We start from the raw sequence: 16,870 nt of genomic DNA on the forward strand, positions 1-16,870 counted from the left end.
GATCAGCGAATTAAGCATAAGAGCTGCGGCGGCGTGCCGCGCGCGCCGACCATTCCTACATTGCTGGGGAGTGGCCGGATCGGCCAAACCACGAAGGCCATGGCAGTGACCACGCCTGCGGCCGCAACGAGCCGTGTCCCATGAGAAGCCGCTTCTTCCTTGTCGCCCTGCTCGCCATTGCCGGCGTCGCGTTCTGGCAGGCCTACGAGCGCGGCTGGCTGAACAGCCTGCCGGGAATGGCCGGCGGCCAGGGCGAATCGACCGCCGCCGGCAATGGCGGCCACCGCGGCGATGGTGCGGCGGGCGGCGGGCGGCGTGGCCGCGGCGGCAGCGGGCCCACACCCGTGCTCGCCACGGCGGCCCGGTATGAGGACGTGCCGGTCAGCATCGACGCGGTCGGCACCATCCAGGCGCTCAACACGGTCACGGTGCGCACGCAGGTGGACGGGCGATTGCTCTCGCTCGCGTTCAAGGATGGCCAGGACGTCAAGCGCGGCGACGTGCTCGCCTATGTCGATCCGGCGGTCTACCAGGCCCAGTACGACCAGGCCGTCGCCAAGAAGGCGCAGGACGAGGCGCTGCTCGCCAACACGCGGCTCGACCTCGAGCGCTACAGCAGGCTTGCGGCTTCCAATTACGGCTCGCAGCAGCAGGCGGACACGCAGAAGTCTCTGGTGGCCCAGTACCAGGCCCAGGTGCGGGCGGACCAGGGCGCCATCGACAATGCTAAGGTCCAGCTCGACCGCACGACCATCACCTCGCCGCTCGACGGCCGCACCGGCATCCGCCTCGTCGATGCCGGCAACATCCTGCGCGCGTCGGACGCCACCGGCATCGTCGTGGTGGCGCAGCTGCAGCCGATCGCCCTGGTCTTCAATCTGCCGCAGCAGTACCTCGCCGCCGCCAACGCGGCGATGGGGAGAGGCGCGGTCCAGGTGCAGGCGCTGGACTCCGACAATGTGACGGTGCTGGCGACCGGGACCGTCGAGGTGATCGACAATCAGGTCGATGCCACCACCGGCACGGTCAAGATCAAGGCCAACTTTGCCAACGCCGAGCGGCGCCTGTGGCCGGGCCAGTTCGTCAATGTCCGCATCTTCGTCGACACCATCGCCCACGCAGTGGTGGTTCCCACGGCAGCGGTGCAGCGCGGCCCGAGCGGCGCCTACGTCTACGTGCTGAACGACGACGACACGGTCAAGCTCACCAACGTCGTGGTCGGACGGCAGGACGAGACGCGGGCCGTCGTCAAATCGGGCCTGGCGCCGCCGGCCCGGGTGGTCACCACCGGGTTTTCGCGCCTCACCGACGGCGCGCACGTGAGCGTGACGGCCGCGCCGGAGACGCCCGCGCCCGATGCCGCGGCGCAAAAGCCCACCGCGGGGCCGGCCGCGGCGGAAGGCGATCCGAACCGCCGACAGCGCCACTACCGGCAGCAATCGGAGGCGACGGACAGCAAGCGATGAGCATCTCGACGCCGTTCATCGTACGGCCGATCGCGACCTCGCTCCTCGGCGTCGCCGTGCTGCTGTGCGGCGTGCTGGGCTATTTCTGGCTCCCCGTGTCGGCCTTGCCGCAGGTCGCGTTCCCGACCATCCAGGTCTCCACGCAGCTGCCGGGCGCCAACCCCGACACCATCTCGGCGATCGTCACGGCGCCGCTGGAGCGCCAGCTCGGCCAGATTCCGGCGCTGGAGGCGATGTCGTCGCAGAGCTCGTTCGGGCTGAGCCAGATCACGCTGCAATTCAGCCTCGACCGCGACATCGACGGCGCGTCCCAGGACGTGCAGGCGGCCATCAACGCGGCCGCGTCGCTGCTGCCGAAGAACATGCCCTATCCGCCGACCTACGCGAAGGTGAACCCGGCGGACACCCCGGTGCTCACCATCGCGCTGACCTCCGACAACGTCTCGCTGCGCAAGCTGAGCGACCTCGCCGACACGCTGCTCGCCCCGCGCCTGAGCGAGATGAGCGGCGTCGGACGCGTCACCGTCGCCGGCGGCATCAAGCCCGCCGTGCGCATCCAGGCGGACCCGGCCCGCCTCGCCTCCTACCAGATCAGCCTGGAGGACCTGCGCCAGGCGATCATCGCCGCCAACGTGGCCGGCTCCAAGGGTGCGCTCGACGGCACCCATCAGGCCTACACCATCGGCGCCAACGACCAGATCACCGCGGCCGACGACTACCGCAACATCGTCATCGCTTATCGCAACCACGCTCCGGTGCTGCTGCGCGACGTCGCCAACGTGATCGAGGGCCTGGAGAACACGCGCGTCGGCGGGTGGTTCCGCGGCGAACGGGCGGTGCTGCTCGACATCCAGAGGCAGCCCGGCGCCAACATCGTCGCGACCGTCGACAACGTGTTGAGCCAACTGCCGGCGCTGCGGCGAGCCATGCCGTCCGGGGTCGACCTCAAGGTGGTGCACGACCGCACCGATACGATCCGAGCGTCGATCGCCGATGTGCAGTTCACGCTGGTGCTCTCGGCGGGCCTCGTGGTGCTCGTGGTGCTGCTGTTCCTGCGCACCGCCCGGGCCACGATCATCGCCGGCGTGGCGTTGCCCCTGTCGCTCGTCGCCACCTTCGCCGTCATGTGGTTCTGCGGCTTCAGCCTCGACAATCTGTCGCTGATGGCCCTGACGATCGGCACCGGCTTCGTCGTCGACGACGCGATTGTGATGATCGAGAACATCGTCCGCAACATCGAGAGCGGCAAGACGCCGTTCAAGGCGGCGATCGACGGTGCGCGCGAGATCGGCTTCACCGTCGTCTCGCTCACCGTGTCGTTGATCGCGGTGTTCATCCCGCTGCTGTTCATGACCGGCGTGGTCGGCCGGATGTTCCGGGAGTTCGCGCTGACGCTCACCATCGCGGTCGTCGTGTCGGCGGTGGTGTCGCTGACGCTGACGCCCATGATGTGCTCGCGTCTGCTGCGGGCCGACAGCGGCGAGCGCCACAATCTGCTCATGCGGCTCGCCGAGAAGCCCTGGGACTGGATGGCGCGTCTCTACGACGTGACGCTCGCCTGGGCGCTCAGGCACCAGCGCTTCATGCTCCTGCTGACGGCGGCGACCCTGGTGCTCACCCTTGCGCTCTACGTGCGCGTGCCCAAGGGCTTCCTGCCGGTGCAGGACACCGGGCTGCTGAACGTGGTGCTGGAGGGCGCCCCCGACATCTCCTTCGGGGCATTGGGCGAACTCCAGGACAAGGCCGTCAGCGTCATCCGCAAGGACGGCGACGTGACCGGGGTCGCCTCCGTCCTCGGCATCGGTCCGCTCAACGCCACCACCAATACGGCGCGCCTCATCGTGACGCTGCGGCCGAAGGACGAGCGCAGCGACGACGCGGCAACCATCGCCGAGCGCCTGCGCCAGGCGGTGGCCGCGGTGCCCGGCGCCACGGCCTTCGTGCAGCCGGTGCAGGACATCCAGATCACGACGCGCGCCAGCCGCTCCCAATACCAGTACACGCTCACCGGCACCGATCCCGATGCCGTTGCCAGCTGGTCCCAGCGCCTGGCGGAGAGGCTGCGCGCCGACCCGCTGATCCGCAACGTCGCCAACGAGACGGAGCAGAACGGGCTCAGGCTATTCGTCGACGTCGACCGCGAGAAGGCCGGCCGGCTGGGCATCTCCATGCAGAACGTCAACGATATCCTGTACGACGCCTTCGGGCAGCGCCAGGTGTCGACCATCTACGCCCAGTCGAACCAGTACCGGGTGGTCCTCGAGGTGGATCCGCGCTATCAGCGCGACCCGTCCCAGCTCGCCAAGCTGTACGTGCCGGGCGCCGGCTCCAACCAGTACCTCACCAACACCAGCACCACGTCGGGCAACACGACCATCGGGTCGTCCGTGCTCGGCGCGACGGGCGCGCAGGTGCCGCTCGCGGCATTCGCGCGCCTCGATCACCGCACGGCGCCGCTGTCGATCGCCCACCAGGAGCAGTTTCCGGCGGCCACCATCAGCTTCGACCTGGCGCGCGGAGCCGCACTCGGTGCCGCCGTGCAGGCGATCGCGAAAGCCGAGGCCGACATCGGCATGCCGGCCACGGTCACCGGCCGCTTCACCGCCGACGCGGCCGAGTTCAGCAAGTCGCTGGCAAGCGAGCCATGGCTGCTGCTGGCGGCGGTGGTGGCCATCTACCTCGTGCTGGGCGTTCTCTACGAGAGCTTCGCCCACCCCTTCACGATCCTCACCACGCTGCCGTCCGCCGGCGTCGGCGCGCTGCTCGCGCTGATGCTCACCGGCCACGATCTGTCGATCGTCGCCCTCATCGGTATCGTGCTGCTGATGGGCATCGTGAAGAAGAACGCGATCATGATGATCGACTTCGCCCTCGACGCCGAGCGCAACGACGGCCTGACTCCGCTCGACGCCATCGTGCGCGCCTGCCGGCTGCGCTTTCGGCCGATCATGATGACGACGCTGGCCGCCCTGTTCGGCGCCCTGCCGCTGGCGCTGGCCAGCGGCACCGGCAGCGAGCTGCGCGTCCCGCTCGGCATCACCATCGTCGGCGGCCTGGTGCTCAGCCAGCTGCTGACGCTCTACACCACGCCGGTCATCTATCTGGCGGTGGAGCGCCTGCGGCTGCGGCTGAGCGGCCGCTCGCCCGAGGTCGGCCCGCCCCTCGCCGACGAACTGGCGGGCCCCGTGCGCAAGGCGGCTGAGTGATGAACATCTCGGCGCCCTTCATCCGTCGGCCGGTCGGCACCACCCTGTTGGCGGTCGGCCTGTTCCTGCTGGGCGCGGTGGCCTATGCCTTCCTTCCGGTGGCCAGCCTGCCGGCCATCGAATTCCCAACCGTGCGGGTGATGGCGAACCGGCCAGGGGCGGATCCGGCCACCATGGCAGCGACCGTCGCAGCCCCGCTGGAACGGAGCCTCGCCAGCATCGCCGGCGTCAACGAGCTCACCTCGTCGAGCTCGCTCGGCTCGACCATGATCTCGGTGCAGTTCGACCTGTCGCGCAAGGTCGACGCCGCGGCCCGCGACGTGCAGGCGGCCATCAACGCCGCCGCCATCGACCTGCCGAGCGACCTGCCGATCCTGCCGACGTTCCGCAAGGCGAACTCGGCCGCCATGCCGGTGCTCATCCTGGCGCTCACCTCGGACACCATGTCGCCGAGCGCCATCTACGACGCGGCCGATACGGTGCTGCTGCAGCGCCTGTCCCAGGTGGAGGGCGTCGCCGACGTGACGGTCGCCGGGGCCGAGCAGCCGTCGATCCGCGTCAACGTCGATCCGCAGCGCCTGGCCTCCATGGGCATCGCCCTCGCGGACGTCCGCAACGCCATCGTCACCGCCAACACGGTGTCGCCGCTCGGCACGCTGGACGGCCCGAGCAAGGGCCTGACCATCGGCGCCAACAACCAGATGACCGACCCGGAGGAGTTCGGGCGCCTGGTGGTGACGGCAGCCAACGGCACCATCGTCCAGCTGAAGGACATCGCCACGATCGAGCGCGGCGTGCGCAACACGCGCGCGGCGGGCTGGTACAACCGCAAGCCCGCGGTGCTGATCACGGTCACCAAGCAGCCCAACGCCAACGTCATCGAGACCGTCGACCGGGTGAAGGCGCTGCTGCCGGAGCTGAAGACCTGGATCCCGGCCGGCATCGACGTCTCCATCATGTCCGACCGTACGTTGACCATCCGCGCCTCGGTCGACGACATCCAGAAGACGCTGCTCGTCACCATCGCGCTGGTGATGATGGTGGTGTGCCTGTTCCTGCGGCGGCTGACGCCGACGCTCGCCGCCGGCGTCACGGTGCCGCTGTCGCTCGCCGGCACCTTCGCCGCCATGTGGGCCGTGGGCTTCACCCTCGACAACCTGTCGCTGATGGCGATCACCATCTCGGTCGGCTTCGTCGTCGATGATGCCATCGTCATGATCGAGAACATCCACAGCCACATGGAGCGCGGCCTCGACCGGTTCTCCGCGGCGCTCGCCGGTGCCCGCGAGATCGGCTTCACCGTCGTCTCGATCAGCCTGTCGCTGATCGCCGCCTTCATCCCGCTGCTGTTCATGGGCGGCTTGGGCGGGCTGCTGTTCCGCGAGTTCTCGCTGACCCTCACCTTCGCCGTCATCACCTCGACGGTGGTGTCGCTGACGGTCACACCGATGATCTGCGGGCATTTCATGAAGCCCGACAGCGGCGCGCCGCCGGGGCTCGTCGGGCGGCTGTTCGAAGGCGCCATGGCCCGGACGCTCAGTGGCTACAGCCGCTCGCTACGCGTCGTGTTGCGCCACCCCTGGGTCATGCTGATCGTCCTGGTGGCGACGGTGGCGTTCACGGTGCAGATGTTCAAGGACATCCCCAAGGGCACCTTCCCGGAGGACGACACCGGCCTCATCTTCGGCTTCACCAACGCCTCCGCCGACGTGTCCTTCCCGCAGATGGCCGCCCTCCAGCAGCAGGCGGCCGACATCGTGCTCGCCGATCCCGCGGTGCAGGGCACGGCCTCGTTCATCGGCGGCGGGATCATGGGCTCGGTCAACCAGGGCCGGCTGTTCATCAGCCTCAAGCCCGAGGCGGAGCGCCGGCTGACGTCGACCCAAGTGGTCGCGCGGCTGCGCCGCGAGGTCGCCAGGCTGCCGGGCCTCGCCGTCTACCTCACGCCGGTGCAGGACCTCAGGGCCGGCGCCCGCCCGGGCAAGTCGGCCTACCAGTTCACCCTGTGGTCATCCAGCCTCGACGACCTCGACAGCTGGACGCCGCAGATCCTCGCCCGGTTGCGCAAGGTGCCCGAGCTCGTAGACGTCTCCACCGACCGCGAACAGGGCGGCCTCCAGGCCAACGTCGTCGTCGACCGGCAGGCGGCGGCCCGCGTCGGCGTGGCCATGAAGGACGTCGACAATGCCCTGGCCGCCGCCTTCGCCCAGGCCCAGGTCTCCACCATCTACGGGCAGAAGAACCAGTATTCGGTGGTCATGGGCATCACCCCGTCGCGCCAGCGCGACCCCGAAGATCTCACCGACATCTACGTGAGCGGCGCCGGCAACCGGCAGATTCCGCTCGCCAGCATCGCCCGCGTCGAGCGCACCACCCAGCCGCTGGTGGTGAACCATCAAGGCGTCTTCCCCTCCATCACCGTCAACTACGCGAACGCGCCCAACGTGCCGCTCGAGACCGCCAACGCGGCGCTGCGGCAGGCGATCGACGGGCTGCATATGCCCGACAGCATCCACGCCGATTTCGCCGGCGACGCCAAGACCCTGGCCCAGAGCGGCACGAACCAGGCGGTGCTGATCCTGGCGGCGCTGCTCGCCATCTACATCATCCTGGGGGTCCTCTACGAAAGCCTGCTGCACCCGATCACCATCATCTCGACGCTGCCGCCGGCGGGCCTGGGAGCGCTGATTGCGCTGCGCGCCGCCAACGCGGAGCTGACCATCATCGCCTTCATCGGCATCATCCTGCTGATCGGCATCGTGAAGAAGAACGGCATCATGCTCGTCGACTTCGCCATCATGGCCGAGCGCCGGCGCGGCCTCGCTCCGCGCGAGGCGATCTTCGAAGCCTGTCTGGCGCGCTTCCGGCCGATCCTGATGACCACCATGGCGGCGCTGCTGGGAGCGGTGCCGCTGGCCATCGCGATCGGCGCCGGCTCCGAGCTGCGGCGGCCGCTCGGCATCACCATCGTCGGCGGTCTGGTGCTGTCGCAGGTGCTGACGCTCTATTCGACGCCGGTGATCTACCTGCTGATGAGCAAGCTGCAGCGCAAGAAGGCGGTGCCGCGACGGTTGGCGCCAGCGGTCGTCACGTCGACGTGATATGAATTTTCTTTATATTCCAATCTATATAACGAACATCCCAGCATAGCGCTGCTCAATATTTCTTCGCTGACTTCTAATTCTACGTCACTGCTCTGCTCGAACGCGAAATACTTACCTGGCACGAGACAATCCAGCGGACTCCCGTTGATTAAGAACTGCTATGACACGAGCGAGACGCCCAGCTTGCTCCCACTCTCTCATGAGCTCAAACACAGCGCGCATAGCATCCCGTCTTTTGTCATGCACCGGCAATTCTCGCAATCGCCCAGACAACATTTGTAGCCTAAGGATCAAGTCGTCATATAACCGCTTAGTGGAATTTATCCCGTCTGGATAGCCGATCCCAATTTCATGCTCGGAGTAGTAATTCAGCGATGCGAGATCTAACTCGGCCGGAGATAAGGGAAATACATCATCATCGTCAATCAAATCACGCACTCTCCGAAATCGACTTGCGGCCTCCTCGAACTTATCAGCAACTTCTAGCACCGAAGAAGGCAGACTCACGGAATCTTTGTCAAACTGAGATTCAAGTGCGGAAAAGATCGCCCAAAGCTCGGAGGCGGCCTCCAGTGCCAACGACCCTGCCGTAGCTGCTATCGGCTCGGCATTTGGCCATTTAACTCCGGCGTTAGCAAAAAACGTCATGGATTCAGACTCCTCTGAGGCTGTCTACATATTTAATAAATTCCCTGCTAAATCCGTGACTTATTTCATTCCATTTCTTTTGAAAAGCCTCCTGACGGAGAAGTTGCTTCAGCTCGTCATCAAGCAGCTTAGTAACACCCTCAGGGAGATCCAAAATACCCCTCAGCCCGAAACAAGCTGCGTAGTAACTAAGCACAGTCCCGGTATATAGATCCTGTCGCTTTCTACGGCTTTCGGCATCAGCCTCTCCAAAATATATGTCCATAAATTTATACTGAAGATCACGACCTTGAATGACAATTTGATTATATAATTGAGCCTGCGCACTTGAAGTCGCCAACCTCAAATTACTAGAAGCGGTAACGAAATTATCACTTGCAATCTTAATACTTTTGTATGTCGCCCGCAAACTTCTCCATGATAATATAAATCCAAGTAAAACTACAACAATTTGAATGATAGATATCATATTACTCGTAGTAATTGGCGAAAAAGCGAACATACCGCCCCCCTCGACCAATGACGATACAGAACCAGCCACGCTGGCGCCATTTTAGGACATCTACCTCAAGCTGCAAGTCATATCGCGAGCACCGCGCCCCTTGGCGCGCGGCTCAAGGCAAGCAGCTTGCGCTCAGGAGATTAAATGCAGCGCAGTGCGATTCGGGCGGATCGACTTAAGGCTTTTATGACGCGATACAAGCAAGATACCGCTGAGGTCCTGGCGCGCCCTAAATATGTGCGCCAAGCAGAGAAGCGCATTGGCCGGCGATACGTCGGTCGGCCAACGGGGCCTCGACGGCCATGTTGACAAGCCTCTCTCGCCCCTCTCATCTTTCGCTGTCGCGATAGGTGTTTCGCGCAATTGAATAACGTGAAGGCGACGCGGGAGGTTCTCGACCTACACCGGCCCGCTCGGCCGCCCCCCCTATGCGGCCGCCGTGCTCGAGCTGCCGACGCTGCGGTGGAGCTCGGCAAAGCCGTCGCAACCGAAGCCGGATCAGTGCGGATGCGGCTGCGTCGCGTCGCGGAGGCGCGTCAGGAACTCGTCGTGCGCCCCATCATGGCGCGTGATGAAGCCCTGGATCGCATCCTTGGCCCGGGTGCGGCACCACCAAGCCACGGCCACGTCGCGGGTGCCGAGATGCGCGGCGCCGATGCTGCCGACTTCGTCGAGCACCGCACGCCTGGCCTGGTCGGCGGCGCCGCGCAGGATAATCTCCGCCCGTCCCTGGGGCTGGCCCGCCAGCACCTCGTCACGCACATGCTCGGCATAGGACAGGACCGATCCGCGTGGGCCGCCGGTCTCCCGCAGGAAGTCGGGCATCAGCAACGTGCAGACCATCGCGTACTGCATGCTGACGAAGGCAGGAGCAAGCAGCTCGATCGCGGTGGCGGCGTGGTGCGCTTGTGCCGACGAGGTCAGTGCCAGCACGACGCCGCAAACTGCCCCGCTCAATTTGCATCGCATGGACAAGCGCAACACGCACGATCCTTCATGAGGCCTGCTTGGCCGCTTCGGAGAGCGCCGCCGTCCGCGACCGCTCCACCTCCGGCGACGCGACGCTGCGCTGGTCGGCAGCCCCGAAGCGGGCGTAGAGGGCCGGCAGAACGAGCAGGGTGAGAATCGTCGCGCTGATCAGCCCGCCGATCACGACGGTGGCGAGCGGCTTCTGCACCTCCGCCCCGGTGCCCGTGGCGAGCGCCATCGGCACGAAGCCGAGGGATGCGACGAGCGCCGTCATCGCGACCGGGCGGAGCCGGGTCATGGCGCCCTCCAGGATGGCGCGGCGCTTCGGCAGCCCTTCCCGCACCAACTGCTTGATGAAGGTCAGCATCACCAGCCCGTTCAGCACGGCGACGCCCGACAGGGCGATGAACCCGACCGCCGCCGACACCGAGAACGGCAGCCCCCTGAGCCAGAGGGCAGCGATGCCGCCGGTGAGCGCCAGCGGCACGGCGCTGAATACGAGCAGCGCGTCCCTCGCCGATCCCAGCGCCTGGTAGAGGAGCAGGAAGATCAGGAAGAAGCAGGCCGGCACCACGACCATGAGGCGCTGGCGCGCGGCGGCGAGGTTCTCGAACTGCCCGCCCCAGGTGATCCACGACCCGGCGGGCAGCGCCACGCGGGCCCCGACCCCGCCCTGGGCCTCCGCGACGACCGAGGCGATGTCGCGACCGCGCACGTTGGCGGTGACGACGACGCGGCGCTTGCCGTTCTCCCGGCTGATCTGATTGGGCCCTTCGGCGAACGACAACCTCGCCAGCTGCTTGAGCGGCACGGATGCGATCCGGCCCGGACCGCCGGCGCCGGGCAGCGGCACCGGCAGGTTCTTCAGCGCCTCGACGTCGTCGCGCACGGCGTCGCCCAGGCGCACCACGATGTCGAAGCGGCGGTCCCCCTCGAACAGGACGCCGGCCTCCCGTCCGCCGATGGCGGCGCCGATCACGTCCTGGACGGCGAAACGGCTGAGGCCGAGCCGCGCAATCTCCACCTTGTCGATCTCGATGTCCAGGAACGGCAGGCCGGTCACCTGCTCGACCTTGACGTCCTCCGCGCCGCGCACGCCACGCAGCACGGTCGCGATGGCATTGGCCACCGGAAGCATCGTCTCGAGCTCCTCGCCGAACACCTTGACGGCAAGATCGCCGCGTGTCCCCGCCAGCAGCTCGTTGAAGCGCATCTGGATCGGCTGCGTAAACTCGAAATTGTTGCCGGTGAGCTTGCCGACGCGCTCCTGGATGGCCGCGATCAGCCCGTCCTTCGACAGCGACGGATCGGGCCATTCCTGCTGAGGCTTGAGGATGATGAAGGTGTCGGACACGTTGACCGGCATCGGGTCGGCCGCGACCTCCGCCGTTCCGGTCTTGGAGAACACCAGGGCAACCTGGGGAAAGGAGCTGACAGCCGCCTCGACAGCGAGCTGCATGTCCTGGGACTGGGTGAGAGAGGTGGACGGGATGCGCATCGCATGCATCGCGATGTTCTTCTCGTCGAGCTGCGGGATGAACTCCTGGCCCAGCCGCATGAACACCAGCGCCGCCGCGACAAAGAGCAGGACGGAGGCGGCGAGCACGGGCGCCGGGCGCCGCACGGACGCCGCCAGGGCGGGACGGTAGGCCGCCTTCATCCAGCGGACGAAGGCTACGTCCTTTTCCTGCACCCGGCCCGTGATGACGATCGCGATCAGCGCCGGCACGAAAGTCAGCGACAGGACGAAGGCACACGCCAGCGCGATGATCACGGTCAGCGCCATCGGCGCGAACATCTTGCCTTCGACACCGGTGAAGGTGAGCAGCGGAACATAGACCAGGATGATGATCGCCTGGCCGTAGACGGACGGCTTGACCATTTCCTCGGCCGACCGCCTGACCGTGTCGAGCCGCTCGTCGACGGTAAGCCTGCGCCCCAGCTCATGCTGCCGCTCGGCCAGGTGCCGCAGCGAATTCTCGGCGATGATCACGGCGCCATCGACGATGAGGCCGAAGTCCAGCGCGCCCAGGCTCATCAGGTTGGCGCTGATGCCGCCCTGCACCATGCCGATCGCCGTCATCAGCATGGTCACGGGTATGACGAGCGCCGTGATCACCGCCGCCCGGATGTTGCCGAGCATCAGGAACAGCACGGCGATGACGAGAAGCGCGCCTTCGGCGAGGTTCTTCGCGACGGTCTTGACCGTCGCGTCGACGAGGATCGTACGATCCAGCACCGTCTTCACCTCCACGCCGGGCGGAAGCGATTTGGCGATTGCACCCATCCTCGCGTCGACCGCCGCCGCGACTTCACGGCTGTTGCCGCCGATCAGCATGAGGGCGGTGCCGACCACCGCCTCGCGCCCGTTCTCCGACGCCGAGCCGGTCCGCAGCTCGCGCCCGATGCCGATGCTGGCGACGTCCCGGACACGCACCGGCACGCCGCCGCGCGTGGCGACGACCACGTTGCCGATCTCGTCCATGCCGTCCAGGCGCCCGCCCGAGCGAACGACGTAGCTCTCGCCGTTGCGCTCGATGTAGCCCGCGCCCCGGTTCTGGTTGTTGCCCTCGATCGCCTCCGCCACGTCCTTGAACGACAGGCTGAGCCCGATCAGCTTCGCCGGATCCGGCTGCACCTGGTACTGCTTCTTGTAGCCACCGATGACGTCGACGCCGGCCACGCCCGGGACCGTCTTCAGCTGGGGGCTGATGATCCAATCCTGGATGGTGCGCAGGTAGGCGGCACGCTCCAGCTCGGAGCTCAGCCGCTGCCCCTCGGGCGTCAGGTACGCGCCGCCGGACTGCCAGCCGGGCTGCCCATCCTTGATCGCGGCCTTGTCCGGTTCCTTGTAATGAACGGTCCACATGTAGATCTCGCCGAGCCCGGTGGAGATCGGCCCCATGTGCACCTCGGCGCCCGGCGGCAGGCCGGCCTTGGCCTCGGCCAGGCGCTCGTTGACCTGGGCGCGCGCGAAGTACAAATCGGTCGCCTCGCTGAACACGGCGGTGATCTGCGCGAAGCCGTTGCGCGAGAGCGAGCGCGTGTATTCGAGGCCGGGGATGCCGGCGAGCGCGGTCTCCATCGGATAGGTGACCTGCTTCTCGACGTCGAACGGCGACAGCGAGGGCACGACCGCGTTGATCTGCACCTGGTTGTTGGTGATATCCGGCACGGCGTCGATCGGCAGCTTGGTCAACGACCAGATGCCGAACGCCGCGGCAGCGAGCGAGAGCAGCAGCACCAGCCAGCGCTGCTGGACCGAGAAGGCGAGAACACGGCTGATCATCGGGCCCGTCCGTCAGTGCACGTGCTCGGCCTCGGCCTTGCCGAGTTCGGCCTTGAGCAGGAATGAGTTGGTGACGGCGACCCGGTCGCCGGGCTCGAGGCCGAAGACGACCTCGACCGCCGCATCGTCGGTCTTGCCGAGCTCGACCTGGCGCTTTTCGAACCCCGCCTCGTTGCGGACGAAGACGACCTGCTCGCCGGCAATGGTCTGCAGCGCCGATCGTGGGACACGCAGGTCGACCGGCGCTTGCTCCACCATCACCTGTACCGTGACGTAGGTGCCCGGGCGCCAGGCCAGGCCCTTGTTCTCGACGGAGGCGATGACACGCGCCGAGCGCGTCTCCTGGTTCAGGAGCGGGCTGACGAAGACGATGCGCCCCTTCGCCGGCGCTCCACCGCCGGACGACACGGCGACCTCCTGCCCTTCGCGGATCAGGGGGAGGTCACCGGTCTGGACCGAGAGCTCGATCCAGACCGACGAGAGGTCGGCGACGACGTAGAGTTCCTTCTCCTGCCCCTCGCCCCCCACGGGCGCCCCAAGATCGACGCGGCGCTCGACGACGCGGCCGGCGATCGGCGAGCGCAGCGCGTAACGCTGCAGCCCGCTGATGGGCGCCGATGCCGCGGCCGATGGCGGGCGCGCGGCAACGGGCCGGCGGGTTTGTGGATCGACCTCGTCGGTCAATCCGAGCGCCAGGAGCTTCTGCGCGGCGAGATCGACACGCAGCTGGGTCTCGATGAACGTGTTGCGGGCCCGCAGATACTGCTGCTCCGCCGAGACCCGCTTGTCCCAGAGCATCTGCTCGCGCTCGAACAGCGTCTTCTGCAGGTCCAGGTTCGTCAGGGCGGCGTGGTACTCGCTTCTGGCGTCAGCGACCTCGCGGCTGTCGAGGACCGCGACGACCTCGCCCTTGTCGACCTTGTCGCCGAGACGCTTCTTCATCTCAGCCACCGTGCCGATCACCTTGGCGGCGACGCGGGCGATGCGGTCGCCGTCGGGCGCGACGAGCCCTGGGGCGACGAGGTGGCTGGTGAGCATGCCGGCAGCGACAGGCTCGACCACGATCCGCGCGGCCTCGACCTGCTGCGCCGTCATCGCCACATGGCCCTCGGGGCCCTCGTGCTCGCCCTCGGCATGGCCGTGGGCGCCGTGCGAGCGGCCGGCCGTCTCGCCGCCGGTCGGAGCTGCGGCGCCGGGTGCGGGCACGGCCAGCTCGACCAGGGCGCGGATCGAATCGGCAAGGCCTGGCGCGAACGCGCCGGCGACCAGCCCGAGCCCGACCAGGGCTACACCAAGAGCGATCTTCGTCATGGAGCGCTAGTGATCGTTGTGCGGCTTGAACACCGCCTGGCCCGACTTTCCGGCTGCTGTCTTGATCGTCACGGTGACGACGGCGTCGGCCGGCACCGGCTGCTTGGCGTCGCCCTTCAACGCCTCGCCGACGGGCGCCAGCTTGAGCGCTTCCTTGGCGCCGCCGGCCGTGACCAGCACGGAGCCCGTGAAGCCCATCGTCGGCAGCGGCTTGTTCGCTTCGTCGTAGACGTTGAAGGTCAGGCTCTTGTCCTTGACCAGAAGCTCGATGTGAACGCCGGCGACATCTTCCATCTCGCCGCCGTTCGGCCCCTTGTGGGCGTGCTTGTGCTGGGCGAGAGCCGGTGCGGCGGCGAGGATCGCGGCGACGGCCAGGATGACGGGTTTCATGTGGATTTTTCCTTCGGTCGGTAAGGGGCTGGCGCCGGGCTTCAGCGCGGCGTGGGGGCGCGGGACGGAGCGATGCTTCCCGTGGGACTGTCGGGGTCGGCGCAGTGCACCCAGCTGTCCTGGAGCGGGTCGCGAACGCGGGTCGACTCGGCGGGTGCGCCCGGCAGTTTGCGGATGCGCCGCGGATCGTGATCGCTTTCGACGCAGGTGCCCGTGGCGCCGCGCCTGATGCGGTGCTCGGCCGGGACGATCAGCGGCGGGGCGATGGCCGCCGGCGACGGGCCGGCGAGATGGACGGCGAGCAGGAATGCGTGAGCAAGGGACATGGACATCCTCCTTCGCGAGGACGGCCGACGCGTCCGGCGCTCATGGCGCCGGGCACACGGGTCGGACGGGCTTCAAGGCCCGAATCCACGAGCGGCGGCCGGCTCGGACGAGCCGGGGAAAGCGCGGTCTTGCGGGATTCGGACGGGCTAACGCGGAGCGCGCCGCCAGAGCATGCACGGATCTGGAGGGCGCAACCGGTCGCGACGCGGCGACCGGCTCACGTCAGGCGCGAGGAGGCTTGCGAAGGGGATCGATGTCCGCGAGCGGCCCGGACTGGTCGTCGAAGCGCGCATAGGCGACCACCCTCGTGCGCGGCTCCACAGAGGAACTCGCGGCATTGGTCGCGGCGAGCCGGTGGCCGTCGCAGTGCTGCGCGGATGTGTGCAGATCGGCGACGTCCCCGCCGGTCTGCGCCGTGTGGGTGCTTTCCACGACCTGGACGACATCGCTCTCGCCGCACGCGGCGATATGTGGAGCGACGAAGGCCAGCGCCAGCGAGCAGACGATCAGCAGGTGCAGCAGACGCGCGACGATGCCCGGCCGGTCCGCCGACCGAGCGGTCGCACCTGTCGAATCCATGCGGTCGCCGCGCTGCATGCGCCCTCATGTACTCGCAAAAGGCCCGATGTGCCAGTGCTAGAGCGCTTCGCGATTGGGTGGGCTCACCCAATCGCAAGAGAAGCGCTCCAGACTCAAAAGGTTATGAGCATTTCTCCGTCATTGGGATGATCCCATCCAATGACGAAATGCTCTAGTGTGGCGAATCCGAAATTCGCACCACCTTGGGGCAGCGCTGGGAGCGAATTTCGGATTCCCAAAGCCACACTAGCAACTCTATGATTCTAGTGTGGTTTAATGGATCTGAAGTTCCTGAACGTGGATGCCATGCGGGGAGCAGGAACTTCAGATCCACCACACTAGCGTGTCACCGCGTGGACCCGGCCGGGCCCCTCACCGCTTCTGCATCTTGCGCAGCGCCTCGGTCTGTGCGGCGAGCATCGGCGCCACGGCCGGATGCGCGGCGATCCCGGCGAGGTAGGAGCCGAGCTTCGGTGTGTCCTCGTAAGGCTTGGCCAGACCGAACACCGGCGCGAAATTGTCGACGAAGAAGCACATGGTCGGCAGCGCACAATCGGCGACACTGAAGGCGGAGCCGGCAGCGAACGGACCTGCGGCCAGGTGGTGCTCCAGATAGCCCAGGCCCTTCCTCAGCTCCGCCAATTTGGCATCGACCACCGCCTGGTCGCGGTACTTGGGGTTGAGCTGGCCAAACAGCACGGTGAGCGGCGGGAAGACGTAGAGGTCGCCGATGCGGGCGAGCAGCCGCGCCTGCGCCCGGTCTGCGGCCGTGCCCGGCAGCAGCGAGGGCCCGTCATGGGTCTCGTCCAGATACTCCAGGATGACCTGGGATTCCGGCAGCGCCAGATCGCCCTCGACCATCACCGGCAGCTTATCGATCGGGCTGATGGCGCGGTACGTCTCCGAATGCAGGCCGCCCGGCGGATCGGCCAGCTCGAGCGGCACCCCCTTGTAGAGACAGCCGACGCGGACACGCCCGGCGAACGGTGACAGGTCGGAATTGTAGATCGTCGTCATGTTATCTCTCCCCATGCCCCTGGTGCTGTGCCCGGCGAGCCGAGCCGTCCCCTGGCGCTTGT

At 67.0% G+C, this 16,870-nt stretch carries 12 protein-coding genes; 3 read left to right on the plus strand and 9 right to left on the minus strand.

The genetic code is table 11. The annotated features are described in order from the left end of the window. Positions 1 to 140 precede the first annotated feature (140 nt). From ACZ5PO_RS34710 to ACZ5PO_RS34720, 3 genes are read left to right on the plus strand one after another with little or no spacing between them, the layout of a single operon-like run. Positions 141 to 1,466, plus strand: coding sequence for an efflux RND transporter periplasmic adaptor subunit (locus ACZ5PO_RS34710; RefSeq protein WP_464187270.1), 1,326 nt, complete (start codon positions 141 to 143; stop codon positions 1,464 to 1,466). Continuing rightward, positions 1,463 to 4,672: an efflux RND transporter permease subunit gene (locus tag ACZ5PO_RS34715; protein WP_464187271.1), complete on the plus strand. Its 3,210-nt coding sequence runs from the start codon at positions 1,463 to 1,465 to the stop codon at positions 4,670 to 4,672. The genes ACZ5PO_RS34710 and ACZ5PO_RS34715 overlap by 4 nt, the downstream gene beginning before the upstream one ends. Further along, positions 4,672 to 7,773, plus strand: coding sequence for an efflux RND transporter permease subunit (locus ACZ5PO_RS34720; RefSeq protein ID WP_464187272.1), 3,102 nt, complete (start codon positions 4,672 to 4,674; stop codon positions 7,771 to 7,773). The genes ACZ5PO_RS34715 and ACZ5PO_RS34720 overlap by 1 nt, the downstream gene beginning before the upstream one ends. A 114-nt stretch (positions 7,774 to 7,887) precedes the next feature. Here the strand turns inward: ACZ5PO_RS34720 and ACZ5PO_RS34725 are convergent, their stop codons facing one another. From ACZ5PO_RS34725 to ACZ5PO_RS34765, 9 genes are all read right to left on the minus strand, one after another. Continuing rightward, complete coding sequence (locus ACZ5PO_RS34725; RefSeq protein WP_464187273.1) at positions 7,888 to 8,424, minus strand: hypothetical protein; 537 nt, start codon at positions 8,422 to 8,424, stop codon at positions 7,888 to 7,890. Between the two features lie 4 nt (positions 8,425 to 8,428). Next, positions 8,429 to 8,965, minus strand: a complete 537-nt coding sequence (locus tag ACZ5PO_RS34730) for a hypothetical protein (protein WP_464187274.1) — start codon at positions 8,963 to 8,965, stop codon at positions 8,429 to 8,431. Positions 8,966 to 9,424: 459 nt separating this feature from the next. Beyond that, the gene (locus ACZ5PO_RS34735; protein WP_464187275.1) at positions 9,425 to 9,883 is read right to left on the minus strand and encodes a hypothetical protein; all 459 of its coding nucleotides are present in this window, start codon (positions 9,881 to 9,883) and stop codon (positions 9,425 to 9,427) included. Positions 9,884 to 9,920: 37 nt separating this feature from the next. Further along, entirely contained in the window at positions 9,921 to 13,184 is a 3,264-nt protein-coding gene (locus tag ACZ5PO_RS34740; RefSeq protein WP_464187276.1) for an efflux RND transporter permease subunit, read from the minus strand. Positions 13,185 to 13,196: 12 nt separating this feature from the next. Beyond that, a complete protein-coding gene (locus tag ACZ5PO_RS34745; RefSeq protein ID WP_464187277.1) occupies positions 13,197 to 14,495 on the minus strand; it encodes an efflux RND transporter periplasmic adaptor subunit in 1,299 nt (432 codons plus the stop codon). A 6-nt stretch (positions 14,496 to 14,501) separates the two neighbouring features. Next, positions 14,502 to 14,885: a hypothetical protein gene (locus tag ACZ5PO_RS34750; protein ID WP_464187278.1), complete on the minus strand. Its 384-nt coding sequence runs from the start codon at positions 14,883 to 14,885 to the stop codon at positions 14,502 to 14,504. Positions 14,886 to 14,926: 41 nt separating this feature from the next. Continuing rightward, the gene (locus ACZ5PO_RS34755) at positions 14,927 to 15,211 is read right to left on the minus strand and encodes a hypothetical protein (RefSeq protein WP_464187279.1); all 285 of its coding nucleotides are present in this window, start codon (positions 15,209 to 15,211) and stop codon (positions 14,927 to 14,929) included. A gap of 223 nt (positions 15,212 to 15,434) precedes the next feature. Then, entirely contained in the window at positions 15,435 to 15,809 is a 375-nt protein-coding gene (locus ACZ5PO_RS34760) for a hypothetical protein (protein WP_464187280.1), read from the minus strand. Between the two features lie 354 nt (positions 15,810 to 16,163). Next, positions 16,164 to 16,808, minus strand: a complete 645-nt coding sequence (locus tag ACZ5PO_RS34765; protein WP_464187281.1) for a glutathione S-transferase family protein — start codon at positions 16,806 to 16,808, stop codon at positions 16,164 to 16,166. Between the last annotated feature and the right edge of the window lie 62 nt (positions 16,809 to 16,870).

Source organism: Chelatococcus sp. KU-N122 (assembly GCF_055391085.1).

Excerpts from the sequence above, each read along its gene's own strand:
- ACZ5PO_RS34710 (WP_464187270.1), top strand. The coding sequence starts at position 141 with ATGAGAAGCCGCTTCTTCCTTGTCGCCCTGCTCGCCATTGCCGGCGTC.
- ACZ5PO_RS34715 (WP_464187271.1), top strand. The coding sequence starts at position 1,463 with ATGAGCATCTCGACGCCGTTCATCGTACGGCCGATCGCGACCTCGCTC.
- ACZ5PO_RS34720 (WP_464187272.1), top strand. The coding sequence starts at position 4,672 with ATGAACATCTCGGCGCCCTTCATCCGTCGGCCGGTCGGCACCACCCTG.
- ACZ5PO_RS34725 (WP_464187273.1), bottom strand. The coding sequence starts at position 8,424 with ATGACGTTTTTTGCTAACGCCGGAGTTAAATGGCCAAATGCCGAGCCG.
- ACZ5PO_RS34740 (WP_464187276.1), bottom strand. The coding sequence starts at position 13,184 with ATGATCAGCCGTGTTCTCGCCTTCTCGGTCCAGCAGCGCTGGCTGGTG.
- ACZ5PO_RS34745 (WP_464187277.1), bottom strand. The coding sequence starts at position 14,495 with ATGACGAAGATCGCTCTTGGTGTAGCCCTGGTCGGGCTCGGGCTGGTC.
- ACZ5PO_RS34750 (WP_464187278.1), bottom strand. The coding sequence starts at position 14,885 with ATGAAACCCGTCATCCTGGCCGTCGCCGCGATCCTCGCCGCCGCACCG.
- ACZ5PO_RS34755 (WP_464187279.1), bottom strand. The coding sequence starts at position 15,211 with ATGTCCCTTGCTCACGCATTCCTGCTCGCCGTCCATCTCGCCGGCCCG.
- ACZ5PO_RS34760 (WP_464187280.1), bottom strand. The coding sequence starts at position 15,809 with ATGCAGCGCGGCGACCGCATGGATTCGACAGGTGCGACCGCTCGGTCG.
- ACZ5PO_RS34765 (WP_464187281.1), bottom strand. The coding sequence starts at position 16,808 with ATGACGACGATCTACAATTCCGACCTGTCACCGTTCGCCGGGCGTGTC.